Below are 24,920 nucleotides of genomic sequence, written 5' to 3'. Positions count from 1 at the left end.
GGCCATGCCCGGGTTCCGCCACGTCGACATCACCAAGCAGCGCGACGTGGCGACCGAGCGCGACCAGTTCAACGACAAGTACCAGGCCAAGACGTGGCAGCTCGCCGCAGCGATCAACCTGCTGACGCTCGCGCGGAAGTGAGCCGGCGCGCCTATCATCAATTCCAGAGTGAGTTTAGCTTGCACCTGTTTTCAAGTGTGGAGCGGTGTCCACGCGAAGGTGACTTGATGCTGCGCAAGATGATCATGGCCGCGCTGGCCGTCGCGGCAGTCGGCCTCGCAGCGCCCGAGGCGGCGCAGGCGCGGGCTGGTTTCGGTGGCGGCGGCCATTGGGGTGGTGGTGGCCATTGGGGTGGCGGCGGCTGGGGCCACGGCTGGCATGGCGGCGGTTTCTGGCCCGGTGTCGCCATTGGTGCCGGCATCGCGGGCGCCGGCCTTTACGGCGCCTATGGCTACGGCTACCCGTACTACGGCTATTATTACGGCGCAGGATATGACGATGGCGGCTATGGCTCGCAGTGCTACCTTGTGCGGCAGCGGGTCATGACGCAGTGGGGCTGGCGCGTTCGCCGCGTTCAGGTATGTGAATAAAGCCGGCCGGCCGAGCCACCAGAATACCGAGCCAAAAAACAAGGCCGTTGACGCAGTATACCGTCAACGACCTTGCCAGCCCCGGATATTGAAATCGGCTCACGCCATCCGGTATACGCAAGCATCGCGCGGAATCATACGGGCGAATGTGAACCATTTCACATCTGACAAAATAAAAGCCGGTCGCCCGGGATCCAATCAGCCGCTTGCGCGTTTGCGGGCGCTGGCATGGAGGCGGTGGCGCGTCGGTTTCCTCGGGGTAACTGCGGGCGCGTCAGCCTCGTTGGCGCGAACACTGGCAAAGGATTGCCGCAAGCCATCGATGGCTTCGTTCAGATTGGCGACCTGTTCTGACAGGCGCTTGGTGTCGGCCTGTTGGGAGGCGAGCAGCCGCTTCATGGTCAAAAGCTGGTCCTGCACGACCTGGAGTTGGTCGATCGATTCCTGCTGGGTAGCCTCCAGCCCCTTGGTCTTCTCGACGAGTTGCTCGGAGGCTTGCGCCGCCCGCACCTGAAGCTGCCGAGAGGCGACCACCCGGTCGGTTTCGGGTGCAGCGCCGGTATAAGCCCGCCAGATCGCGATCGAGGTGACCCCGGCGATCAGCAGCAGCAGCGCGGCAGCCCCCAACGCGATCGGCTGGGCGCCGAGGCGCACGAATGGATTGGTCGGTGTGTCCTCTGCGAGATCGATCATCGCTGACAAAACCCAAATTGAAACTTGGTGAGTGGCGAAGAGCGGCAGGACGAGAAACAAGGCGGCCGGGACGTCCCGAAAGCGTTACAGTTCAGCAACAAATGGGACGAAAAGGTGGCCATCGCGGAAAAAACGCGAAGAACCAAAGGGACGGCTCCTGCGGGCCGAAGTCACCGGCCGAAGCGAAAAACGTGGACCAGTTGCTCTACCAGGTCGTACGCTCCATGATGTCGGTGGCAAAGACGAGCAGGGAACAGGCCGGTGCCGGTCACCGGCGGTCTTCGCCTGACGGACCGCCGGCGTGACCAGGCTAGGGCTGGAATGGCGCAAATGGACCGGCATAGGGCTTCGGCCTCGGCGCCGCGTACGGACCGAGCCGCGAGGTCTTCAACCCGAGCCGCACCAGTCCCTCGGCCAGCGTCACCGCAGCCGCGACGCCGTCGACCACGGGCAGGCCGTGCGTGTCGGCGAGTTCGGCGGCAAGATCGGCCATGCCGGCGCAGCCGAGCACGATGGCTTCAGCACGATCGCTTCGGATCGCGGCGGTGATCTCCGCGGAGATCTTTCCAAGGGCGTCTGAGTTGCGCTCTTCGAGCGCGAGCACAGGGACCTCGGCGGCGCGGACGCGCGCGCAACGCTCGGCAAGGCCATATTTCCGAAGGTTATGTTCGATCGGCACGATGGACACACCAAGCGTGGTGATCACGGCAAAGCGCGCCGCGATCAGGCTCGCGATGTGGAACCCCGCTTCGCCGATGCCAATGACAGGCGCTTGTGCCACCGCGCGTGCGGCATCCAAGCCGGTGTCGTCGAAGCAGGCGATGATGTGCGCATTCGCGCCGTCGCGGTCGGCCTCACGGATGCAGCCGAGCATGCCCGGGACGGCGAAGGCCTCGTCGTAGAATCCCTCGATCGAGACCGGTCCCATCACCGGCTGGCGCGCGTCGATCACGGTATCGGGCAGCGCGATCGCGCGCGCCGCCGCGGAAATTTTCGCCGTCATCGACGCCGTGGTGTTGGGATTGATGACGTGAAGTCGCATCGCGATCAGACCAGCCCTTTGCCCGCGTCCGAGCCCTTGGCCGCCTGGCGCTTGTTGAGCATGCGGATGGTGCCGAGCGCAAGCGCGATCACAGCGAAGGAGACCGCGGAGATGATCGTGCCGAGCGCATAGATGTCAGGGTTCGTCACCGTCGTGGTGAGGCCCTGGAGATCGAGCGGCAATGTATTGACCGCACCGATCGCCTGGCTGGAGCGCGCGAGTTCGTCCCAGGACAGCGTGAAGCCGAACAGACCGATACCGATCACCGACGGCAGGATGATCGGCAGCACGACATGGCGGAACGTTTGCCACGGGGTCGCGCCCAGATCGCGTGCGGCCTCCTCGAGCCGGGGATCGAAGCGGTTGAAGATCGCGAACATGATCAGCAGGCCGAACGGCAGCGTCCAGGTCAGATGCGCACCGAGACCGGAGGTCAGCAGGCCCATCGATGTCTCGAAATTCTCGTTCCAATGCGCCTTGATCAAATCGTCGATGATACGGAATTCAAGCGAGATCCCGAGCGAGGTGATGATCGAGGGCACGATCAGGCTCGCAATCGCCGAATAGAACAGAATGCTCTGCGCCCTGAACTTCCTGCGGAAGGCCATGCCGGCGGCAACCGACAGCACGACCGTGACAGCCATCACGATGACGCCAAGCAACAGCGAGCGGCGGAAGGACGCGCCGAGATCGATGATGCCGGTGCCCTGGAACAGCTTCGTCAGCCAATAGGTCGACACGCCGTTCATCGGGAAGGTGAGGCCACCTTGCGGCCCCTGGAACGACAACACGTAGATCGCAATCATCGGGCCATAAAGAAACAGCACGTAGGCTGCGAAGAAAATCGCGAGAATATAGAAGCTGCGCGGGCGTCCTTCCTTCATCGCCTAGAGCTCCTTCTTGATGTCGACGATGCGCGACATCATGGTGATGATCAGGAACGTGATCACGAGCAGGATCACGGCGTTGGCGGCTGCGGCCGGGAATTGCAGCGCGTTCACTCGCGTCTCGATGATCTTGCCGGCCGCCGCGATCTGCTGGCCGCCCATCACGCCGATAGTGATGAAGTCGCCCATCACGATGGTGATGACGAAGATCGAGCCGATCACGATTCCGGGCTTCGCCAGGGGAACGATGACGTTGACCAACGTCTGGAAGCCGGTGGCGCCGGCGTCATAGGCCGCTTCGATCAGCGACTTGTCGATGCGGATCATCGAATTGAAGATCGGCACGACCATGAAGAAGGTGAAGAGGTGCACTAGCGCCAGCACCACGGAGAATTCGGAGAACAGCAGCCACTCCAGCGGCTGGTTGATGAGGCCCGTCTTCATCAGTCCGGAATTCACCAGACCGTTGCGCCCGAGCAGCGGGATCCACGCGATCATGCGGATCACGTTGGAGGTCCAGAACGGGATCGTGCAGAGCAGCGAGAGCCCCATCTGCCAGGTCTTGGATTTGACGTGGAAGGCGAGGAAATAGGCGACCCAGAAGCCGATGAAGAGCGTGATGGCCCAGACCAGGAAGCACAGCTTCAGCGTCTTCAGATAGGTTTTTGCGATGGTGCAGAGATCGGGGAGCTGGGCGATGCAGCCTTCGAACGTGTCGGTGTAGCCCCGGCCCGAGAGCGCCGGCAGCAATTGGTATTCGTTGTAGTCCCAGAAGGAGACAATGACGACGAAGACGAGCGGGATCAGGAAGAAGGCGACAAACACCAGCATCATCGGCCCGGCCTGTAGCCAGGAGACGAAGGAGGGCGGCAGGCGCGCGGATTTCGCCGCGCGCCTCGTGTCGGTCCCCCGGACAATGTCCGGGGGCGCTTGTTGCAGGATGTCCTCCGACGTATCCATCACGCGGCGATGAACTCGTTCCACTTGCGGACCATGTAGTCGTTCTCGTCCATCACGGCGTTCCAGCACGCGACCGCGCCCATGCGGTCCTCGTAGGAGCCGCCGTCGCGCACGGAGCCTGCCTTCTCCAGCAGCGAGCCGTCGGGCGCCTTGATGTCCTTCTCGGCGGGCTTGCCCTCCATCCAGTAGGCCCACTCGTAGGGCTCCATGTTGGCCTTTGCGGTCGAGAGCACGGCCGAGTAGTAGCCTTGGCGATTGAGATAGGCGCCGGCATAGCCTGACAAGAACCAGTTGACGAACTCGTAGGCCCAGTCGAGCTTCGGACCGGACACGCCCTTGGAGACGCAGAAGCCCGATGCCCAAGAGCGGTAACCTTCCTTCAGCGGCTGGAAGGTGCAGGCGATGCCCATCGAACGCACCTTCGTCACCGCCGGCGACCACATCGACTGGATGACGGTCTCACCTGAAGCCATTAGGTTGACGCTTTCGTTGAAGTCCTTCCAGAACGCGCGGAACTGTCCGGCCTTCTTCGCCTCGGTCATCACCTTCATGGTGAGATCGATCTCTTCCTTGGTCATGTTGCCCTTGTCGGCATATTTGTACTTGCCGGCGGCTTCCACGACCATCGCGGCATCCATAATGCCGATCGAGGGGATGTTGAGGATCGAGGCCTTGCCCTTGAACTCGGGGTTGAGCAGCTCAGCCCAGGAGTTGATCGGGCGCTTGATGATGTCGGGACGGATGCCAAGCGTGTCGGCGTTGTACACGGTCGGGATCAGCGTGACGTACTCGGTCGGGGACGTCGCGAATTTCTTGGAATCCTTGCCCTCGAGATAGAGCACTTTCCAGGGCGCTGTGCCCTGGCCGCCGATCTTCTTGCCGCCGGGCGTCTCGCCCTTGGTGAAGACAGGCGTGATGTTGTCGAATTCCTTGATCTTCTTGGCGTCGAGGGCAAGGATGTTGCCCGACGGAACGATCTTCTTCAGCGAGAAATATTCGGTGTCCAGCACGTCGAAGGAGTTCGGCTGGGTCATCACGCGCTTGGTGACGTCGTCGGTGGTCGCGGTGATGTATTCGATCTTGATGCCGGTGTCCTTCAGGCACTGCTTGGAGATGTCGTCGCCCTCGTTCACGGCGGTGCCGAGATAGCGCAGCACCTTCGGCTCGGCCGACATCACGTAGGGGAAGCCGGTGATGGCGCCGGAGCCGGCGGCGAGGCCCGCGAGACCCGCGGTGCCCTTGAGCAGCGTGCGGCGGCTGACGCCCGATGTCTTGGTGGTCTTTGTCATTCCAGTCACTCCTCTGTGTTGCGCATTTTCTGTGATGACGGCGCTATTGCAGACGTTGCGCCTTGGCGGGATCCCAGGTGGCCAGCACGCGATCGCCCGGCCGGAACGGATGGACGTCGAAGGTGGCTTCGGGAACGTGGGAGAACAGGGCGGTGCCGTCCTCGAGCGTGAGCGAGACGGCGACATAAGAGCCCTGGTACTCGGTCTGGGTCAGCAGCGCCGGCGCGCCGAACGCGCCGTCAGTGACCGGCTTGATGCCGAGCTGATCGGCGCGCACGGCGATGAGTTTTCCGGCGTCGCTGAGGACGTTGTGACCGCCGATGAAGCGCGCCACGAATTCGGTGCGGGGATGATGGAAGATGTCGCGGGCCGTGCCCTGCTGCTCGATCTTGCCCTGATTCATCACCACGATGTGGTCGGCGAGCGCCATCGCCTCCTCTTGGCCGTGGGTGACCTGGATGAAGCTGATGCCGAGCTCGCGCTGCAGCCGTTTGAGCTCGCCGCGCATCTTGACGCGCAGGAATGGATCGAGCGCGGACAGCGGCTCGTCGAGCAGGAGGATCTGCGGCTCGGTGATCAGTGCACGCGCGAGTGCGACGCGCTGCTGCTGGCCGCCGGAGAGCTGGGCGGGCAGGCGACCCGCGTAGGGGCTCATCGCCACCAGCTCCAAAAGCTCGCCGGCGCGCTTGTGCCTGGTGGCGCGGTCGATGCCACGCATTTTCAGGGCAAAAGCAACATTGTCGAGCACGCTCAGATGCGGAAACAGCGCGTAGGATTGGAACATCATCGCCGTGCCGCGCCTGGCGGGCGCCAAATCGGTTACGTTCTGCGGGCCCAGGATGATGTCGCCCTCGCTGACCGCCTCATGGCCGGCAATCATGCGCAGCGTCGAGGTTTTGCCGCAGCCGGACGGGCCGAGCAGACAGCAATACGTGCCGGCGGGGATCTTCAGATTGACGTTGTCGACCGCCACCGTGGTGTCATAGCGCTTGGTGACGGCAACCAGTTCGAGAGCGGCGGGAGTGGCCATGGCATGTCCGCGAGAGAGGCGATGTTCTGCCTCTCTCCGCAAGGTCCGTGCCAACAGCGCCGAAATTGCCAAATTTGAAAACTGTGCAGCGGAGTCAGATCGTTAGACCGAACTCCGGCACATTTGTGCGGCGCAGAGGGTGAGCGGGGTGTGCACACGAAATGGGCGAAGATTGTATAAAGTTTCGCCTGTGATTGGATACAGCTCGTCGTTTACGATCCGAGACTGACCATCGCCAATCGAGTCCTCGAACCCAGACTTCGAACTAATGGCCGCCAAATCCCGCCCGAAATCCGACGCGCCCGACGTGAGCGATCGCGTTATCCGGATCAGGGAGGGCGTGACCGCGGCGATCCTCGAGCACCGCCTGTTGCCAGGCACCAAGCTCGGCGAGGACGAGATCGGCGAGATCTATGGCGCAAGCCGCACGCTGGTTCGCACTGCGCTGCAGCAGCTCGCGCATGAGGGCATCGTCAGCATCGAGAAGAACCGCGGCGCCTTCGTCGCGCGCCCGACACCGGCTGATGCGCGCGAGGTGTTCGAGGCGCGCCGCCTGATCGAGCCTACCATCGTCGACCACGCCGTCGACGCAGTGTCGCCGACGTGGATCGATCGCCTGCAGCAACACCTGAGCGATGAGCGCGAGGCCGAGGCGCGCGGCGATGCGCGTGCCTCGGTCCGGCTGTCCGGCGATTTTCATCGACTAATCGCCGAGATGAGCGGCCACAGCATATATCTCGGTTTCCTGAAGGAGCTGATCGCGCGCTCGTCGCTGATCATCCTGCTCTATCGCCGCCACGACACGCCGGCTTGCGGCACCGATCATCATGCCGGGATCGTCACCGCGATCCGCAAGCGCGACGGAGAGACCGCGCGCGCGCAGATGCTGTCGCACCTGAATGAGATCGAGGCCGAGCTGTTCCTGAAAGATCCCGCTGAGGACGAGCTGCGGCTCGCGGACGTGCTCGGCGCGTGACGCAGTCCCCCAAAATGGTTGCGGCCAGCCATTGGGGGATGGCTGGCCGCGCGCGAACCGGTCTGGGACGGGGAGGGGTGGGGATGTGACCGGGCCGCGTAACTCGTTTCTCTCTTAACTACTGATCTCTTGCGCTGGCGGTGGAGACCGCCGGCCTGGTATCGCCGAGCGAGACCCAGACGTTGGGATCGGCCTGCGACTGGCGCTTGACGAAGCGGTAGCCGGTCTCCGTCCAGGCAACGACGTTTTCGTTCTGATTGTCGAGAACGAACTCGCCCTTGTCGGTCTTCACCGTCAGCACCGCATGTCCTTCGCCCTTCTTGTCTCGGACGACGGTGATGAGCAGGGCCTCACGTGGCCAACCGGCATCCATCAGCATCTTGCGCTTCAACAACACGTAGTCTTCGCAGTCGCCGTAACCGTCTGACGGCAGCGACCATTTCTCCACGACGCCCCAGTGGTCCTGGTCGGTCAAAGGCTTGATCGTCTCGTTGACCCAGCGATTGACCTTGGTCAGGTCGCGCCACGCGGTCTGCGACATCACGATGTCGCGCGGCTGCGTCGGCCCGCCCTGACATTCGGCGGCATTCTCGGCACAAAACTCGACCCAGCCGATCGGCGCACGCGTAGTGTCGCCGAGGCTCGCGTAGAGCAGACGGCCTTCGCCGGCCTGCGCTGTCGCGCTGATCCCGAACAGCATGGCAACAACTGCCAGTGCCTTCCCCTGTCCCCTGAAGTCCAACATTGCGGCCCCCGTTTCTTGTTGGGACCACATCTCGCACGGAGCTTTTGAGTTGCCGCTAAGTCAGCCAAGTCAAGTCGAGACGAATGCAAGTAAAAGTCGGGGCAAGTTCGATCTATACTTGAAGCGAATTCAACTAAATTTTGAAACGACTGCAATTGATTCAAATTGTAGCAGTTAACGGGGGGAACGCTGGCGGAACTGATGTTTCTACCCCGAGGAGGTTGCACGTTAACCCGCGTGATGTCGCGTCGAGATGCGAAAAAGGCGGCTTCCGTATCGCGGAGGCCGCCTTTGAGGCTGGAAAAGCCGGGGTTTTGCTGCGCTTTCGCTTTACCGCGCGGTAACGCTCTCTTCGAGAGTCTCGATCGGCTGCGAATGCAGGAACTCGAGTGCGAAGCCGTCTTCGAGGTTTCGGACCACGCGCCCCTGGACCCGGCCGAGCAATACGGTCGATTTGAGTGGCGGGCGGTTCTCCGCGGCAATGGCCGCGCCCGACAGCGACAGGTCGATGATGCGGCAGGTCATCTTGGTACCGTCCTCGAGCGTCAGAACCGCGATCGGGTTGCGCGGCACGATGCGGTCGTGGCGGCGGTCTTCCGGCAAATTGAGGATGTCGCGGTTGGCAAGCCAGGTCAGCTGGGCCGCGAGCTTGTCGCGCTTGCGCGGCGTCGCGCCCACCGTCATGGCGAAGCCGTTGTCGATGATCCTTGTGATCTTGCCCTCGACCCGGCCGATATGGTCGAGATAGGCGACGACGCGATCACCGACATTGCCGATGCCGGGCGCCAGCAGCGCGAGCCCGCCGGGTGACATGTTGATCACCTGACAGGGGAATTCCCGGCGATCCGGCAGCATGTAACGGCCGAGCAGGTGCACCTTCACCCGCTGGAAACGCCGACGTTCCTCTGCGGCTGGAAGAAATTTTTTGTTCGCCAACGCCATTTTCACAACCCGACCCCCCGCCTGGCGGAGTCCGACACCACCCTAAGCTGCATAGGGTTAATGCCGCGTTATGATCTGGCGCGGCGAATACCGAGCGACGTTGCGTTGAAAATGCCGCATCAGGAGGCGGACGGTATCGGGCTGCGCTCTAGGCCTTGCCGGTCGCCCGCCCGTAAAGCAGGCACAGCAACCCCAGCAGCGCGGCGGCCGAGAGTCCCAGCGACCAGTGAATGCCGATCGCCGCGCCAAACACGCCGACGGTGATGCCGCTGAAGGCCCGCATGCCGAGCCCGGCCATATTGTAGAGCCCGACGACGCGGCCGCGGATGTCAGAAGGCGCATTCAGCTGCACCAGCGCCTGCGCCATGGTGTTGAACGACAGCTCGAAAAATCCGGCACAGAACAGCAGCACGATCGCGACCGGATAGATCCGCACCGCCGCGAAGCCGAGCAGGGCCAGACTCCAGAACGTCGCGAGCAGGATCGCGGTACGCGGCGTGCCCTTGAGGCGTCCCCAGGATTCCAGCGCAATGCCTGCAAGCAGCGCGCCGGCGGCGTCGGCTGCCAGCAGCACGCTGTAGGACACGCCGGGATCACCATGGCCGAGATCGCCGGCAAAGCCCGGCATCTGGGCATGATAGGCATTGCCGATCGTGAAGGAGGTGAGTCCGGCAAGCCATGTCATCGCCGTCAGCACCGGCTGCGTGCCGATGGCGCGGATGGTCAGCAGGATGTCGGCAAAGCCGCGCATTGCGAACCGTCTGACAGCGATGCTGCCGTCGCGCACCGGCGCCCAGAACAGCCACAGCAGCATCGGCAGATAGAACAGCGTGTTGAAGATGATGCCGTGCGAGGTGCCGAGTGTCAGGATGATGATTCCGCCGCCCGCAGGTCCGACCAGGATGCCGAGATAACGCGCCATCGCATTCAGCCGCACCGCGCTCGGAAGGTCTGCGGGGCCGACGAGGTCGTAGAGCAGCAGCTGGTTCGGCGTCTGCCACAGCACGCCGGCACAGCCGTGGATCACCAGCAGCAGCATCGCGTGCCACATCTGGACGGTGTCGGTGATGAAGAAGAAGCCCCATCCGCTTGATGCCAGGATGAACAGCAGCATGCCGCACTGGATGATGCGGCGCGGATCGAAGCGGTCGGCCAGCCCGCCGACCGCGACCGAGAACAGCAGGAACGGCAGCCAGTGCGACAGCACCGCAAAGCCCCCCGGCGTCGGCGAGTGGAATTTCTGGAACACCACCCAATGGCTGATCACATGCTCGATATTGTCCGCCATCATCGCCAGCACGTAAGCGATGAACTGCAGCCGGTAGGGCACGGACCTCATCGCCGCGAACGAGCCGGACGCGACGACAGGATTTTGGGGATTTGGTTCAAACGTTCACCTTGGCGGGATTGCGCGCGCGGCGCCTGCATTCGTTGCCGCGGTTGGCATCTGGCCGAACCTCACATACGCTCTGCCGGAGCCCGCATCATTCAACACAAGACGGGCCGTGAGGAAACAGCCATGGATTCAATCCGCGTATGCACCCACGCCGGACCAGGCTCGGAGCCCGTGATCAAGACGGTGCCGTGGCCGAAGGTCGGCCGCAAGGGTGCGCTGATCAAGATCGGCGCGTGCGGCGTCTTCGGCACTGATCTGCATATCCTGAAAGGTCATTGGCCGAAGCCGCTGCCCTGGCCGTTCACGCTCGGCCACGAGATCGGCGGTGTCATCGTCGAATGCGGCGACGAGTTCAGCGAAGATTTCATGAGCAAGCCGCTGAAGGTCGGCTCGAAGGTGATGATCCCGCCGCTGATGCCCTGCGGGCGCTGCTACTACTGCATCCATTATCCGCAACTAGCCAACAAATGCCTGACGCCGGTTTATTACGGCCGCTATCTCGGCTTCGACAAGGCGCCGCACATGTGGGGCGGCTGGGCCGAATATGTCTATGTCGATCTCGACATGCTGCCGGGCACCAAGATCTACAAGCTGCCCGACGACATGTCGCTGCGGCTCGGCGCATTGTCCGAGCCGCTGACCTCCTGCATCCGCGCCTTCAATCGCGCGACCCGCGCCGGCGGCTTCACCTGGGCCGACACGGTGGTGATCCAGGGCTCGGGCCCGATCGGCATTCTGGCGGTCGCGGCAGCAAAGGAGATGGGAGCAGGGCGGGTCATCTGCGTCGGTGCGCCGGAAGAGCCGCGGCTCAAGCTCGCCCGTGAGTTCGGCGCGGAAGCGACGGTGAACATCGAGGAGATCAAATCGCCCGAGGCGCGCATCGCGCGTGTCCGCGAGATCGTCGGCGGCTTCGGTGCCGACCTCGTCATGGATTGCTCGGGCCATCCGACCGCCGGCCCCGAAGGCATCGAGATGCTGCGTGATGGGGGCACCTATGTCGAGATGGGCCAGTTCACCGACGCCGGCTCGATCGAGACCTCATGGCACCGCATCTGCACCAAGGACCTCAACGTGCTCGGCTCCTGGGGCTTCACAGGCAATGATCTCCCCCTCGGCGTCGACATGCTCTACCGCACCCGCGACAAATATCCCTGGCTGACGATGCAGACGATCTATCCATTCACGGAAGCGGGCGTCTCGCAAGCCGTGAAGGACGCGATGGCGATGAAGACGGTGAAGTCGACCATCGTGCCGTGGCCGGAATTGGTGGAATAGGGCTGTAGCCCGGGTGGAGCGTAAGCGTAATCTGGGTCGCCGGTCCCGCGAGCCGGCGATTGGAATAAAAGCCACAATGACAAACGAACGAGCATCCGAACCCAAGCGTCGCTCTGCCTTCAGCGCCATCCGCTCGATCGACTACACCGTCATCTTCGTGCGGGACATGGTCGCAATGCGCCGCTTCTACGAGGACGTGCTCGCCTTATCGTTGCTTCGCGAACTGTCCCCGAACTGGATCGAGTACGGCCTCGGCAGCAACACGCTCGCTTTGGCGAGACCAAGCCGCACAGCGGCTGACGCGCCGACACCGGTGGGGAGTGCCTCACTGCAACTGGCCTTCAAGGTCTCTCCAGCCGAGGTTGATGCCTGCGCCGGCGAGCTCGTGCAGCAGGGTATCGAGCTGCTGTCACCGCCGACGAACCAGCCGTTTGGGCATCGGACGCTGTTTTTCCGGGATCCGGACGGCAATCTTCTGGAAATCTATGCCGAGATCTGATTCGGACCGGACCGAACGCCCCAAAAGTTCCGTCGAAAATCCCCGAGTTATTCACGCTGGGGTGAAACTTAGGCCCGAGTTCCGGCTTTCAGTCACGGGAGAGGTACCGTGAAGCAAGTCCTGAAACCGGTCACTTACATCCTGGCGGCCATCTACTTCCTGGTGGATGCGGTGTTCATGGCCGTGGCGATGCCAATCTCCCGCTGGGTTGCCCGGCATTTCGAATTCAAGCGGCTGCGCGCCTGGATCAAATCGCTGCCGCCATATCCGTCGCTCGCGCTGTTTTCCGTGCCCGTGATCATTCTGGAGCCGATCAAGCCGCTGGCGGCCTATCTCGTCGCAACGGGTCAGTTCCTGAGCGGCGTGGCGGCGTTCATCGGCTGCGAGCTGCTCAAGCTGGTGCTGGTCGAGCGCCTGTTCCACCTCACCCGCGACAAGCTGATGCGAATTCCGGCGTTCGCATGGTGCTACGGGAAGTTCACCGAGATGAAGGCGTGGCTGGAGGCAACGGAAGCCTGGCGCGCCATCCGCGCCTTAAGCCGCGCCGCGAAGGACTCTCTCGTGCGGGTCAGAGCGCGGTTGGCCGGCAGCTTCAGCAGGCTCGTGACGTCGAGGGATTAAGGCTGCGCCCGCTATGCGAGCTTGCGCGCTGCGGCCGTGGCCTTGTCGCCCGTATTCGGCGTGCCCGTCGGCTCGATCAGCATGAGATGAACCTCCTCGCGCGCCACCGGGCGATGCTCGACACCCTTGGGTACCACATAGAGCTCGCCCGGTCTGAGCGTGACAGTGCGGTCGCGCAGCTCGATATCCAACTCGCCCTTGAGAACGAGAAAGAAATCGTCGGTATCGTCGTGCTTGTGCCAGGTGAATTCGCCCTTCACCTTCACCACCATCACGTCGCAATCGTTGAAGGTCGTGATCGTGCGCGGCGACCAATAATCACTGAAGGTAGCTAACTTGTCGGCGAGCGATATGCTGTCGGCCATGTTTCATCCCCATGCGTTTCCGTGAGGCAGAACCTGCGATCGGATGATCGCTGTGGCAAGACACCTATCCGTCAACCGGTCGATCTGGCTCCGCCGACATCTGAAGTGGCATCAAGCTCAGTCGCCCTCACCACCGTCGCGCCCACCACCTTGGTTCCGTCAAGCTCGCGCACGATGCGCTCATCCGGTCCGATGATGCCGAGATCGAATTCGTGCTCCGGTGTGACCAGGATCATGCGCTGGCCGATGATCACGACAACGGTCATGTCGTTGCGCTCGCCTTCCTCGGCCCAGGCGCGGATCTCGGCTGCGTAGGGCTCCCTACGCCAGGCATTGGGAGAGCCGGGGTCGCAGCGGATTTCGACGCCGTCCTCGGACGTGGTCACGACCAGCTTGGAGCGGCTCGGCTTCCAGCGTTGGTCGAGGAGGCCATCAGCGAGCCAGAGGCAGGTGAACGCCTCGCATTCGGCGGGCCGACCGGCATAGATCGCGCAGCCGCGGCCGGGCTTGCAATGTGTGCACCAGCGGCCCACCGGCTTGGCGAGCGCCTCGATGGCCATCACTTTGCAACAAAGTGTGCAGTCGCCGCACTGCCGTTCGTCTGACGTGCCCATAGGTGCATTCCCGGTACGTCTGATCGCGCACAATTTAGGCGAGATGACCGCAAATGCCCGCCTTTTCGGGCCCAAAGCCCCCCAAAAGTGCCGGCCGAGCATCCCGGGCTTGTTCACCCTGTCGCCAATGCCATGCATCAAAGGCATGGTGATTTCGCCGCTGCTGGCGTAAAGAGCGTCCAAATCAAGATCATCATGGGTGTGACCGGGTCTTCTGCCGCGAGGGCAGCGCCAGGCCCACGGCTTTCCGTTCCGCGCCCGGACCAACCAAGGTTTTCATCCCGTGTCCTTTCCGGCCCTGACCCCGCCGCTCGCCCGTGCCCTGGCTGAGCGCAATTACGATTCTCCGACCCCCGTTCAACTCGCCGTGCTCGGCGAAGATACTGTCGAACGCGATCTTCTGGTGTCGGCGCAAACCGGCTCCGGCAAAACCGTCGCTTACGGTTTGGCGATGGCCAGGGACCTGCTCGGCGATGCCGCGACGTTCGAACGGGCCGCAGCACCTTTGGCCCTGATCGTCGCGCCCACCCGCGAGCTCGCCTTGCAGGTTCAGCGCGAGCTCACCTGGCTCTATGCCCATGCCAACGCGCGCGTCGTCTCCTGCGTCGGCGGCATGGACCCGCGCCGCGAGCAGCGCGAGCTGGCCGCTGGCGCCCACATCGTCGTCGGCACGCCCGGCCGCCTATGCGATCATCTTCGGCGCAACCGCCTCGACATCTCGGAATTGAAGGTCGTCGTGCTCGACGAGGCCGACGAGATGCTCAATCTCGGTTTCCGCGAGGACATGGAGTTCATCCTCGAGACCACGCCGGAGACGCGCCGCACGCTGCTGTTCTCCGCGACCTTTCCACGCGGCATCGTGGCGCTGGCAAAACAGTATCAGCAGGATGCGTTTCGCATCGAGGTCGCAGGCGACGAGGGCGGTCATGCCGACATCGAGTATCGTGCCATCCGGGTTGCTCCCGGTGATGTCGAGCATGCGGTCGTCAACGTGCTGCGCTTCTACGAGTCCCCGAGCGCGCTGGTGTTCTGCAATACGCGGGATGCGGTCAGGCATTTGCAGGCCGCGCTGCTGGAGCGTGGTTTCTCCGTGGTCGCATTGTCCGGCGAGCTGACGCAGAACGAGCGGACCCTGGCGCTCCAGTCGCTCCGGGACGGGCGCGCCCGCATTTGCGTCGCGACCGACGTTGCCGCCCGCGGCATCGACCTGCCGAGCCTCGACCTCGTCATTCACGCGGACCTGCCGAATGACCCCGAGGTGATGCAGCATCGCTCGGGCCGCACCGGGCGCGCGGGCCGGAAGGGTGTGAGCGTCCTGCTGGTGCCGCCGGTACGGCGGCGGCGTGCGGAGGTGCTGCTGAGTCTGTCCGGCATCGAGGCGAACTGGGGCATGGCGCCGCAGGCGGATGAGATCCGCAAGCTCGATCATCAGCGCATGAAGGACGTGCTGTTCACCGAGGAGACGACATCGGACGATCTGGAGCTCGCGAAGGCCTTGCTGGCGGAGCGGTCGGCCGAGGATATTGCAGCAGCGCTGGCGCGGCTTTATCGCGCGCGGCTGCCGTCGCCCGAAGACATCATCGATCCGGGCGAGCGCAGCAGCCGGCCACGTGACGATCGCACGCCACGTGACGATCGCACGCCGCGCGACGATCGAAAGCCGCGTGGTGATGACCGGTCTGAGCGGCCTGCCGCCAAATCAGGGAAAAAGCACGTCATGGCGGAGCCGACCGTCTGGTTCCGGGCCGCCATCGGGCGTCGCAAGAATGCGGAAGCGCGCTGGCTGTTGCCGATGATCTGCCGCCGCGGCGGCATCGACAAGCGCGACATCGGCGCGATCAAGATCTCGGACACCACCACCGAGTTCGAGATCTCCGAGAGGGTCGCGGAGTCCTTTGCCGCCAGGGTCAAGCGCCCAGACAAGGAAGACAGCATCCGCATCGAGGCGATGACGGGCGCGCCGCAGGAGCAGACGTCGCCGGAGAAGCGCTCGCGTGCGCCACGGCGCGATGAAGGTGACGACGATCGCGTCGTCCGCCGCAGCGACGATCCCTGGAACGCGAACGAGCGAAAGCAGCACGACAGGCCGCGCGGAAAGCCCGAGGCCAGGCACCAGGGCAAGCCGCACGCCAAGAGCAACGCCAAGTCTGACGCCAAGCCCTACGACGGCGGCAAATTCGGCAAGCCGGCCTTCGGGAAGAAGAACAAGAACTTCGGCAACAAATCCGGCGACGCCAAACATGCGCCGTCGGTCACTGAATGGCCGGGCGCCTCCGGCAAGAAGGGCAAGAAGAAGCACCGCGGCTGAACGGCCGCAGCTGGCGGCACGCACTTTAGGCCCGTCGATCGGGTTTCCATTCGACGTTGAAGCCGGTAGCCTGCACACCTCACAAGGTTTGCAAGGTGTCATGCATACGTCATCCGATCGTCCCGATGTTTCGCTCGCGTCCCTGATCCCCGACATCGACAGTCTCGCCGCAGAAGCGATGGCGGTGTGGAAAGTGCCGGGCGCCGCACTCGCCGTCGTGCAGGACGGCGAGGTCGTGCTCACACGCGGCTATGGCCAGCGCGACATCGAAGCGGATCTGCCGGTCACGTCGCAGACGCATTTCGTGATCTGCTCGATCACGAAATCATTCACCGCGACCGCGATCGCGCTGCTCCATCACGAGGGCGTGCTCGACTGGACCAAGCCGGTCCGCGACTACCTGCCGGAGTTTCGCCTTTCCGATCCCGTCGCGACCGAACGCGCCACCATTCGCGACCTGTTGAGCCATCAGTCGGGGCTGCCGCGGCACGATTGGCTTCATTTGCCGGGAGATCTCTCGCCGGCCGAGATGCTGCCGCTGATGCGCCATCTTGAACTCAGCCGCGATATTCGGGCGGCCTGGCAATACAACAATCTCTGCTACAACGCCGTTGGGCTCCTGATCGAGCGATTGAGCGGGCAGAGCTTTGATGCCTTCGTCCGCGAGCGGCTGACCAGCAGGCTCGGCATGAACGTCAGCTTCTCGCTGGACGAGCTCGAAGCGGCATCCGAGCCGGCGAAGGCCTACATGATCAACGTCGACACGCGATTGCCGGCGCTGCGACTGCCGATCCGCACCATGGCGGCCGGCGCCATCAATACTTCGGTAGCCGATCTCGCCAACTGGATGCGGCTGCATCTCGGCAAGGGCGAATTCGCCGGCGAGCGCTTGCTGCCTGCCGCACTGGTCGAGCAGCTGCATGCGCCGCTGGCCCACATTCGCAAGTCGGAATTTTCCGAGTTCGGCGATGCGCATTATGGGTTGGGTTTTCAGGCGAACACCTATCGTGGGGATCGCCACATCTCGCACGGCGGCGGATGGACCGGGTGGGGTTCGTTGATGACGCTGGTGCCGGATGCCGGCATCGGCGTTGCCGTGCTGACCAACCGCAGCCCGAGCGAAATCCCGCCGATCCTCACATGGTACATCATCGATCGGCTGCGCGGACGCGAGCCGGTCGACTGGCTCGCGCGCTTTCGCAAGATGCGCGACGAATTCATTGCCCACATCCCGGCCGATAGGGAGGCGCGCGAGAGATCGCGTCACAAGGACACCAGGCCGGCGCACGCCTTGTCGGCCTACGCCGGAGACTACGCCCATCCCGCCTACGGTGTGATATCGATCCGCGAGCAGGACGGCGTGCTGCACTGGTCGTGGCGCGGAATGGGGGCGCCGCTGTCGCACCGGCATTTCGAGACCTTCGTGACGCCGGAGATCATCGACAAGCTGCACCCGGACAATCTTCCGATCACGTTCCAGACCGACCGCGAAGGCAACATCGTGCACCTCTCGGTGCCGCTGGAGCCGATGGTGAAGGACATCGTCTTCGAGCGTCGCGCCGCCGGCGACTGCCTCGATCCCGCATTCCGCGCCCGCTGTGTCGGGCACTTCAGGAGCGGCTCAATCAGCCATCGGATAACACTGGACAATGAGGGGCGGCTGATCCTGAAGCCGGACTATCAGCCGGCCTATCGCCTGGAGCCTCAGCAGGGTCGTCGGTTTCGTATCGTCGAGCTGGAAGGATTTGCCGTCGAGTTTCGCGGGGAGGGCGCGATTGTCGGCCAGATCATCTTTCATCAGCCGAACGGCACGTTCATCGCCGATCGCGTGGCGGAATAGCGCGCAGCATGTAGGTCGCGCCCGCACCGTATGATGAGAGCTTGTCGCGCAGCGCCGCATCCGCTGCGGCGGGCTGGAAGCCGAGACGCTGCCACATGGCGCGCGTGCCGTAGACCGAGACCAGCGCAATGGTCGTGATCTCTGACGCACGTGCGAGCCCCTCGATCTCTGCGACATACGCGCGTGCCAGGCCCCCGCGGAAGCCGGGCAGCACGGCGATGTCGTGCACATAGAGACAGTCCGCCGCCTCGGGCAACCGGATGAGGAAGCTGTCGAGCGGCGGAACGTGTTGCTGCATCCAGGGATGTGCAAGGCCGTAGCCTGCGATCTCGTCGCCAGTTGCGAGCACGCGGCAACCGTCCGGATAAAGCCGCATCTTCTCCGAGAGCACTTCGGGACGCTCGGGGAGTTCAGGGTGAATCCGCGCCGCGATCGCGCTGATCGCCACGAGGTCTCCGGCGCGCGCGTGGCGCCAATGCGGCTCGGTCATCTCGGCTGCTCCGTATCATCAAGTGCAATTTATTCCGCCGCAATTGCGCGCGCAGCCAGAAATATCCTTGCCGACTTTCCAGGAATAGCGCGCGCGATGCGGAGTCCTACCTCGTGCAAACCAATTGCATGACAGGAGACACCATGACGACATCCTCGATCCGCCTCGCGCTGACGCTCGCAGCAATGCTCGCGATCACCTCCACTGCGTTCGCGGCACCGCCGATCAAGACCGGCAAGACCGACAAGGGCAACGTCCTCACCGACGCCAAGGGCATGTCGCTCTACACCTTCGACAAGGACATGGACGGCAAATCGGCTTGCAACGGTCCGTGCGCGGCGAACTGGCCGGCGCTGAAGGCCGAGGCCGGCGACGCCGCCGGCGACGGCTACACCGTCATCACGCGCGACGACGGCTCCAAGCAGTGGGCCCACAAAGGCAAGCCCCTCTATACGTTTGCGAAGGACGCCAAGCCCGGCGACATCACGGGCGATGGGTTCCTGAATGGCGCCTGGCATCTTGCGATGCCGTGATGGATCGATAATGCGGGCCCGGGCATCGCTATTGCACGCGATGCCCGCCGCGCGAACGCCGGCGCTGATCTCAAGTTGGCGCATAGGATTGCAGCAACTTTAACGAGGCGGAATGCAGTCATGCGCCGCTTCGTCACATGATTCCAATAAAATCAAGCGCAGAGTCTGAAAGCGAACCGAAGCTTCCACAGTATTTGGCCATAGTTGGCTCAGGCAGGGATCGACACCGGTGCATCCGCAGCGGCATCCCACCAACGTGAAAGTAGGAGCGCTGGCGTCCCGGTGCGGCAAGCATCTGGACGTCTCGGGGAGTCTTCAATCCATTATCTAGTTTCGCTTGAAAGGATGAAAGCCCGTGAGTGATGCCAATGTGAAAGCCGAAACGAACTCGGCTCCGCTGAATGGAATGCCCAACGGAAGCGCAAAGCTCCAATTCGACGTACCCTTTTTCAACATCCAGACGATGTTCGGCAATCTCACCGAGCCGGCCGCGGCGCGGGCCAAGGCAAATTTCGAGCAGATGAAGGTAACTTCCGAGGAAATCACCGGCGCTCTCTACGAAGCTTGTTCGACCAATGCCAAGCATGCCGCCGAATACGGCACCAAGGTCATCGCAATATCCAACGCCAGGACCACCTCCGCGCTGGATCTCCTCTCCGAACTCGCTGATGCGAGATCATTTGCGGATCTCGTGAACCTTTCCACCGCCCACAGCCGCAAGACCCTTGAAGTGGCTTCCGCCCAGAACCGGGAGCTTTGGGACTTGGCCCAGAAAGCCGCGATCGAGACGACCGAGCCGATCAAGAAGAGCTTCGACCGGGTTTTGCACAGAACTGCTTGAGAGCTACTGGCCGCGTGAATCGGCTGGACGAGCGTCTTCGCCAGAAGAGACGCCGTCCAGCCGATGCGGCCACCCTCGCCGTGAGGTGATGTCAATCTGGAGGAACCAAGATGGGTATGGTGATGATCAAGTGCCCGGAAACGGGAAGGGTCATTTCGACCGGCATTGAGATGGATCGCGAAAGGTTTAGGTGCAGCGCAGTGTTTTTTTCGCGGACATATTGCAGGATGTGCGCGGCGACGCACGAGTGGTTCGCCAAGGAGGCTTGGGTCTACGACTCGGCCTTGGTGAACGGGAAGTCCGGGGGCATGGAATCGTTCGGCGGCGGCGCGGCGTGAAGGAGCCTCAAGGCATCCTGCGAAACGATCCGATCTATCCTGCGGTGCATCACCTTGTAGCACTCGCATGCAACGACCTCGAGTCGCTGCCTGTCGATCTCGAGGTGACCGCGCCGACTGGATTTCAGGGCCCTCGACGTTCGAAGTGCGCCTACGACGTGCGTAACCGTAGTGCGCCGGACGCCGAGCAATTCCGATAGCGTCTCTTGCGTCAAGGGCAGAACGTCGCCGCCATCCGTCCGATCGTGAATGTGAAGCAGCCAGCGGGCCAGGCGGGCTTCGACGGAGTGCAGCGCATTGCAGGCCGCGACGTGCTGGACTTGTGTCATCATCGCCCTGGCGAGAACCTGAACCAGACTTCTGAGGGCGGGACTGCGTTGGAGCGCCGTCTGAAATCTCGCGGGCGGGATTTGCAACGCGGTGCCGGCGACGCGGACGACCGCGGTCGTGGGTGAGCGGAGCGGGCCTAGCGCCGTCAAGAGTCCGACGGCGCCGTCGTTGCCGATCACGGCTGTTGCGGCGGTCTGCCCGTTCGGGAGATCCATGATGAGCGCGACCGCGCCGCTGCAGGGAAAGTAGAGCTGATCGATCCGGTCGCCCGATCGAACCAGGACTGCGTCGTGCTCGAGCGGTACCGTCCGCAAATGCGGTGCAAGCAAAGCGAAGTCGGCCGACGGTAACGCAGCTAACAGGCGATTACCAACTCTGGTCGCGTGCTCCATCACGGGTGATCATCCCTCGACGGAAGCGGCTGGGAAGCGCATCGTCTCCGACGAGCCGCGTTGCTGTGCAGATAAGGGCCCGGCAAACGAGCAAACGTATCCTTTCAGGTAAGGTTCCTGTGTGCGATCGCAAGCCGGCAGGCGACCGTCTTTGATCGTCATCTGATTCAGAAGGCGATGCTCGCGGCCGTTTCACACGATTTGCGCACGGCGCGAAATTGGCTCTACCTCAGCCCCTCATACACCATCAGCCCGCGTGCGATTTGCAGCTTGCGGATCGCGCGCGGCAGCAATTTCTCCGGCTGGTGCAGATAGCGCCAGGACGTCACGGTGAAGGGCCCGAGCGCGCCGCATTCGTCATCGAACGGCGCGAGCACGCCTGTTACGCTCACCGGCGTGTGCGGGCGGGCATTGAAGGGCAGCAGCAGCAGCTCGAGATGGGCCTTGCTGCCGTCCTCGCGCTCCGCGGTGAGGCCGGCGATGGCCCCTAACGTCTCGTCGGCGACGATGGTGGTGATCTCCTCGATCTCGCGACGGCTTGCCTTCGCGAACAGCGCGGCAAAACCTTGGTCCTTGAGATCGCTGCCGGCGAGCGCGCAGACGCGGGTGCCGGCGACGCGGAACGGAAAGCCTGTTTTCGGGTCGCAGGACAGGACGAAGATATCGCCCAGCAGTTCGCGCACGGCGGCCGGGTCGATATCGGCCCGGTCAGGGGCCCGAGCGCTGCCGCGCTTCTTGTCCCAATATGCAAAGAACGCGCGGCTCGACGGATGTTTCATTGTTGACGCTCACCCCTCGGCGCAACCTCGTGGGACAAACCTGTCCCGCATCAGTGCACCTGAGATCCCTTTGATGTTGTGCAGGAGGGGAATTGCAGCGTCCATGCCGCGAGCGTGTTTTCGGTGCCCTGTGCGCTACCTTTGCGTCGTTAACGTTAAATTAACTATGCACTTTGCATCGGCTGCGTGCCTGCTATGGTGATCGCGGTCGCAAGCCTCGCGCTTTTTTCCAGGTTCTCGGCGAGGCCTGTACACTGGCGTCAAACAGTTTGGTCGCCGGCTGCGGGGAGGAGTGGGATACACCTTGTTCCTCCATCGCGTCGGGAAGGCCGACACGGACAGGCAGGGCTTTCCCAGGGCCCTGCCTTTTCCTTTTGTGCACTTGCGCAAAGCCGGCAAAGGCGACTATCTCCAAGCTGTCGCCTCGATCGCGCCTGAAAGCGAAACCGCCTTGGATTCTCCGCCACAACTCCCGTCGGACCATGAGGTCGTCGTCGAAGAGGCCCCGCGCGAGCCGATCCTGACCTTGCCTTGGCCGCTGACGGTCTATGTCCTCCTGCTGGCGTTGATCCATCTGCGGGTGCTGCTGCCGCCGGAGCTGGAGAACTGGACCATCGACGTGTTCGGGTTCATCCCGAAGCGCTACGATTCCTCGCTGGTGAATTTGCAGTTCGAGGGCGGCGCCGGTGCCAAGGTCTGGACCTTCGTCACCTATTCGCTGTTGCACGCCAATCTCACCCATCTCGCCTTCAACGTGCTGTGGCTGCTGCCGTTCGGAAGCGCGCTGGCGCGCCGCTTTGGCGCGCTGCGCTTCTTCGTGTTCCTGGCGGTGACCGCGGCGGCCGGCGCGCTCGCCCATCTCGTCACCCACGAGCATGCTGTGGTGCCGATGATCGGTGCCTCGGCCTCGGTGTCGGGGGCGATGGCGGCGGCGATCCGGTTCGCCTTCGTGCGTGGCAGTTTCCTGTCGTTCAGCCGTTCGGATGCCGATACCGCCGCCAAGGTTCCGGCACTGCCACTGCTGCAGGCACTCCGCGACAAGCGGATCGTCGGCTTCCTGGGCGTTTGGTTCGTGCTCAACATCATCTTCGGTGTGGGCGCGATCGGCGTCGAGGGCGACAGCGCAGGCGTCGCATGGGAAGCGCATATCGGCGGCTTCTTCGCAGGCCTGGTGCTGTTCGCGCTGTTCGATCCCGTGCCGCGCGTGCGAAGCGATGATGCTGCGGATGCGTCATCACAGGACATTTCGAACGGTATTTGAAGCGGCGCTTGCGGCGCGGCCCGAATTCATCCATCATTCCCGAGAAGAATGTTCCGAAGCGACAAGCCCGTAGAGGGGATGCTTCGCAAAGCGCCTGAACGTGAAGCCGGCGCCCAAACTGTTAGTTGAAGACTCGCGAACAAGTCTGGACCGCGCAAAGCGGACGGGATCCGATTCAGGGAGGCGACAATGACGGTACGTTCAATTCTCAATACCAAGGGCCACCAGATCATGAGCGTCGAGCCCGACGCCAAGCTCGCCGCCGCGGTCAAGCTGCTCGCCGAGAAGAAGATCGGCGCGGTGCTGGTGATGAATCAGAGCCGGCTCGAGGGTATCCTCTCGGAACGCGACATCGTGCGCGTGCTCGGCGAGCGCGGGGCCGGCGTGCTGGACGAGCCGGTCTCTCAGGTCATGACCCGCAAGGTCGTGAGCTGCAAGGAAACCGACACGGTCGCCGAACTGATGGAGATGATGACAACAGGCAAGTTCCGCCATCTGCCTGTCATCGAGAACGGCAGAGTGGTCGGCCTCATTTCGATCGGCGACATCGTCAAATGGCGCGTGCGCGAATACGAGTCCGAGCAGGAAGCCCTGCGCGACTACATCAAGACGGCCTGAGCCAATCTTATTCGACCGTTTTCGGCACGGCGCCTTCGGGCGCCGGCGCCAGCACGTCGATGGTCTCTTGGATCTGTTCCAGCGCGCGTTCCGCGGCGCGGGTGCCGTGCGCGATCAATTCCTCGGCGCGGTGGAAATCGAACCAGCCGAACTGGCCGACCCGAGGCGTGATCAGGAGGTCCGGCGGATCGCCGGCGAGCCGCGCGCGGGTGATGCGGTCCTGCATGATGTTGAATGCATCCACCATCACCGAGGAAATGCCGGGCCGGCCGGCGGTGCCGAAGAACTCGCGCTTGACGGTCTTCTCCGGCGAGAAGATGCGCGGAAAACGCCGCTTGGCCGGGGTTTCCTCGGCGACTGGGGCTGCGACCGGGGTGGGCATCGCGCCGTGTGAATAGATCGTCGTGGAATGCGTGAAGATGTCGGTGGACAGATTGACCGCGATGACGATTTCGGCGCCGAGCGCCCGCGCGGCCGAAACCGGCACCGGGTTCACCAGCGCGCCGTCGACCAGCCAGCGGTCGCCGATCATCACAGGCGCGAAGATGCCGGGCAGGGCATAGGAGGCGCGCATCGCCTCGACCAGGCGGCCGTGCGTCAGCCAGATCTCGTGGCCGGTCCGGATTTCGGTCGCGACCGAGGCATATTTCATCGGGAGATCCTCGATCATGGTCTGGCCGATCGATTCCTCCAGCCGGCTTGCGAGCTTCGCGCCGCCGATCAGGCCGGAGCCGTTGAGGCGAATGTCGAGATAGCCGAGGATGTTGCGCACGCCCTGCAGGCTGCGGGCCCAGTCTTCCAGCGCATCAAGCCGTCCGGCCGCATAGGCGCCGCCGACCGCAGCCCCGATCGATGTGCCGACCACGACGTCGGGCACGATGCCGTTGGCCAGCAGCGTTCTCATGATACCGATATGGGCAAAGCCGCGCGCCGCGCCGCCTCCGAGGGCGAGGCCCAGGACGGGCCGGCGGATGCTGCCAAGGCCGACCTTCTCGCTATTTACGCTCTTCACGCCCCGACCTCTCAACATATCCAGCACCGAAACTCTCCTACTCCGGGCCGCCCTCACTCCAGAGTAGGCGCCGCGCTTCCGCTTCACCAGAACGACGGCAAAGCTTGGTTTACAGCGTTCGGGACGCAGGGGGCAGGAGTGTGGCGAGGGCCGCTTGCCTCTGATGTAATCACGCAGGCGTCAACCCGGTTCCAGAGAACCGTATTCCCCGGGGATTTCAGAGGCTTGAATTTGCCGCGTTTTCGGTGAAAAG

Annotated in this window: 26 protein-coding genes and 1 pseudogene; 12 read left to right on the top strand and 15 right to left on the bottom strand. The window is 63.4% G+C overall.

Annotation, left to right across the window (positions count from 1 at the left end):
* Window positions 1-4 precede the first annotated feature (4 nt).
* Window positions 5-142 (top strand): hypothetical protein, encoded by a 138-nt coding sequence (locus BM222_RS41015; RefSeq protein WP_177243165.1) that lies wholly within the window; start codon window positions 5-7, stop codon window positions 140-142.
* A gap of 86 nt (window positions 143-228) precedes the next feature.
* Window positions 229-591: a hypothetical protein gene (locus BM222_RS12785; protein WP_092228599.1), complete on the top strand. Its 363-nt coding sequence runs from the start codon at window positions 229-231 to the stop codon at window positions 589-591.
* A 198-nt stretch (window positions 592-789) separates the two neighbouring features.
* On the opposite strand, the gene BM222_RS12780 is transcribed toward BM222_RS12785, so the two are convergent.
* The 6 genes from BM222_RS12780 to BM222_RS12755 form a co-directional block, all read right to left on the bottom strand.
* The gene (locus BM222_RS12780) at window positions 790-1,284 is read right to left on the bottom strand and encodes a hypothetical protein (RefSeq protein WP_092228598.1); all 495 of its coding nucleotides are present in this window, start codon (window positions 1,282-1,284) and stop codon (window positions 790-792) included.
* A gap of 310 nt (window positions 1,285-1,594) precedes the next feature.
* Window positions 1,595-2,326 (bottom strand): aspartate/glutamate racemase family protein, encoded by a 732-nt coding sequence (locus BM222_RS12775; protein WP_092228597.1) that lies wholly within the window; start codon window positions 2,324-2,326, stop codon window positions 1,595-1,597.
* A gap of 5 nt (window positions 2,327-2,331) precedes the next feature.
* Entirely contained in the window at window positions 2,332-3,210 is an 879-nt protein-coding gene (locus BM222_RS12770) for an ABC transporter permease (protein WP_092228596.1), read from the bottom strand.
* A 3-nt stretch (window positions 3,211-3,213) separates the two neighbouring features.
* Entirely contained in the window at window positions 3,214-4,173 is a 960-nt protein-coding gene (locus BM222_RS12765; protein ID WP_092228595.1) for an ABC transporter permease, read from the bottom strand.
* Complete coding sequence (locus tag BM222_RS12760) at window positions 4,173-5,462, bottom strand: ABC transporter substrate-binding protein (RefSeq protein ID WP_092228594.1); 1,290 nt, start codon at window positions 5,460-5,462, stop codon at window positions 4,173-4,175. Before BM222_RS12760 ends, BM222_RS12765 begins: the two co-directional genes overlap by 1 nt.
* A gap of 43 nt (window positions 5,463-5,505) precedes the next feature.
* The gene (locus tag BM222_RS12755; protein WP_092228593.1) at window positions 5,506-6,492 is read right to left on the bottom strand and encodes an ABC transporter ATP-binding protein; all 987 of its coding nucleotides are present in this window, start codon (window positions 6,490-6,492) and stop codon (window positions 5,506-5,508) included.
* A gap of 268 nt (window positions 6,493-6,760) precedes the next feature.
* On the opposite strand from BM222_RS12755, the gene BM222_RS12750 reads away from it, so the two are divergent.
* Entirely contained in the window at window positions 6,761-7,468 is a 708-nt protein-coding gene (locus tag BM222_RS12750; RefSeq protein WP_092228592.1) for a GntR family transcriptional regulator, read from the top strand.
* A gap of 118 nt (window positions 7,469-7,586) precedes the next feature.
* Here the strand turns inward: BM222_RS12750 and BM222_RS12745 are convergent, their stop codons facing one another.
* The 3 genes and pseudogenes from BM222_RS12745 to BM222_RS12735 form a co-directional block, all read right to left on the bottom strand.
* A complete protein-coding gene (locus BM222_RS12745) occupies window positions 7,587-8,213 on the bottom strand; it encodes a transglutaminase-like cysteine peptidase (protein ID WP_177243177.1) in 627 nt (208 codons plus the stop codon).
* A 330-nt stretch (window positions 8,214-8,543) separates the two neighbouring features.
* Window positions 8,544-9,155, bottom strand: coding sequence for a PilZ domain-containing protein (locus BM222_RS12740; protein ID WP_027536189.1), 612 nt, complete (start codon window positions 9,153-9,155; stop codon window positions 8,544-8,546).
* 148 nt (window positions 9,156-9,303) lie between these two features.
* Window positions 9,304-10,521 (bottom strand): annotated as a pseudogene (locus BM222_RS12735) (MFS transporter); the annotation flags it as partial.
* A gap of 153 nt (window positions 10,522-10,674) precedes the next feature.
* Here BM222_RS12735 and BM222_RS12730 point away from each other — a divergent pair.
* From BM222_RS12730 to BM222_RS12720, 3 genes are all read left to right on the top strand, one after another.
* Window positions 10,675-11,826, top strand: a complete 1,152-nt coding sequence (locus BM222_RS12730) for a zinc-binding dehydrogenase (RefSeq protein WP_092228589.1) — start codon at window positions 10,675-10,677, stop codon at window positions 11,824-11,826.
* A 76-nt stretch (window positions 11,827-11,902) separates the two neighbouring features.
* Window positions 11,903-12,325 (top strand): VOC family protein, encoded by a 423-nt coding sequence (locus BM222_RS12725; RefSeq protein ID WP_092228588.1) that lies wholly within the window; start codon window positions 11,903-11,905, stop codon window positions 12,323-12,325.
* A gap of 108 nt (window positions 12,326-12,433) precedes the next feature.
* Window positions 12,434-12,946, top strand: coding sequence for a hypothetical protein (locus tag BM222_RS12720; RefSeq protein ID WP_092228587.1), 513 nt, complete (start codon window positions 12,434-12,436; stop codon window positions 12,944-12,946).
* A gap of 11 nt (window positions 12,947-12,957) precedes the next feature.
* On the opposite strand, the gene BM222_RS12715 is transcribed toward BM222_RS12720, so the two are convergent.
* Both BM222_RS12715 and BM222_RS12710 read right to left on the bottom strand, forming a co-directional pair.
* On the bottom strand, window positions 12,958-13,311 hold the full coding sequence (locus BM222_RS12715) for a cupin domain-containing protein (RefSeq protein ID WP_092228586.1): 354 nt from the start codon (window positions 13,309-13,311) through the stop codon (window positions 12,958-12,960).
* A 71-nt stretch (window positions 13,312-13,382) separates the two neighbouring features.
* Entirely contained in the window at window positions 13,383-14,108 is a 726-nt protein-coding gene (locus tag BM222_RS12710) for a hypothetical protein (RefSeq protein WP_244547107.1), read from the bottom strand.
* Between the two features lie 100 nt (window positions 14,109-14,208).
* Between BM222_RS12710 and BM222_RS12705 the strand changes: the two genes are divergently transcribed.
* On the top strand, window positions 14,209-16,233 hold the full coding sequence (locus BM222_RS12705; RefSeq protein WP_092228584.1) for a DEAD/DEAH box helicase: 2,025 nt from the start codon (window positions 14,209-14,211) through the stop codon (window positions 16,231-16,233).
* Window positions 16,234-16,333: 100 nt separating this feature from the next.
* Window positions 16,334-18,073: a serine hydrolase gene (locus tag BM222_RS12700; protein ID WP_092228583.1), complete on the top strand. Its 1,740-nt coding sequence runs from the start codon at window positions 16,334-16,336 to the stop codon at window positions 18,071-18,073.
* Here BM222_RS12700 and BM222_RS12695 read toward each other — a convergent pair.
* Window positions 18,048-18,563 (bottom strand): GNAT family N-acetyltransferase, encoded by a 516-nt coding sequence (locus BM222_RS12695; RefSeq protein WP_092228582.1) that lies wholly within the window; start codon window positions 18,561-18,563, stop codon window positions 18,048-18,050. The two genes, BM222_RS12700 and BM222_RS12695, sit on opposite strands and share 26 nt — an antisense overlap.
* A gap of 143 nt (window positions 18,564-18,706) precedes the next feature.
* On the opposite strand from BM222_RS12695, the gene BM222_RS12690 reads away from it, so the two are divergent.
* Together BM222_RS12690 and BM222_RS12685 are read left to right on the top strand one after the other, a co-directional pair.
* On the top strand, window positions 18,707-19,096 hold the full coding sequence (locus BM222_RS12690) for a COG4315 family predicted lipoprotein (RefSeq protein ID WP_092228581.1): 390 nt from the start codon (window positions 18,707-18,709) through the stop codon (window positions 19,094-19,096).
* Window positions 19,097-19,451: 355 nt separating this feature from the next.
* Window positions 19,452-19,937, top strand: coding sequence for a phasin (locus BM222_RS12685; RefSeq protein WP_092228580.1), 486 nt, complete (start codon window positions 19,452-19,454; stop codon window positions 19,935-19,937).
* A 271-nt stretch (window positions 19,938-20,208) separates the two neighbouring features.
* Here the strand turns inward: BM222_RS12685 and BM222_RS12675 are convergent, their stop codons facing one another.
* Window positions 20,209-21,000, bottom strand: a complete 792-nt coding sequence (locus BM222_RS12675; RefSeq protein WP_092228578.1) for a Crp/Fnr family transcriptional regulator — start codon at window positions 20,998-21,000, stop codon at window positions 20,209-20,211.
* A 221-nt stretch (window positions 21,001-21,221) separates the two neighbouring features.
* Window positions 21,222-21,776, bottom strand: coding sequence for a PAS domain-containing protein (locus BM222_RS12670; RefSeq protein ID WP_092228577.1), 555 nt, complete (start codon window positions 21,774-21,776; stop codon window positions 21,222-21,224).
* A 451-nt stretch (window positions 21,777-22,227) separates the two neighbouring features.
* On the opposite strand from BM222_RS12670, the gene BM222_RS12665 reads away from it, so the two are divergent.
* Window positions 22,228-23,037, top strand: coding sequence for a rhomboid family intramembrane serine protease (locus BM222_RS12665; RefSeq protein ID WP_244547106.1), 810 nt, complete (start codon window positions 22,228-22,230; stop codon window positions 23,035-23,037).
* Between the two features lie 189 nt (window positions 23,038-23,226).
* Window positions 23,227-23,655, top strand: coding sequence for a CBS domain-containing protein (locus BM222_RS12660; RefSeq protein ID WP_092228576.1), 429 nt, complete (start codon window positions 23,227-23,229; stop codon window positions 23,653-23,655).
* 7 nt (window positions 23,656-23,662) lie between these two features.
* Here the strand turns inward: BM222_RS12660 and BM222_RS12655 are convergent, their stop codons facing one another.
* Complete coding sequence (locus BM222_RS12655) at window positions 23,663-24,694, bottom strand: patatin-like phospholipase family protein (protein ID WP_092228575.1); 1,032 nt, start codon at window positions 24,692-24,694, stop codon at window positions 23,663-23,665.
* Window positions 24,695-24,920: the final 226 nt, after the last annotated feature.

Source organism: Bradyrhizobium sp. Gha (assembly GCF_900113735.1).
Taxonomy (GTDB): Bacteria; Pseudomonadota; Alphaproteobacteria; order Rhizobiales; family Xanthobacteraceae; genus Bradyrhizobium.
This window is presented reverse-complemented; position numbering and strand designations above follow the sequence as displayed.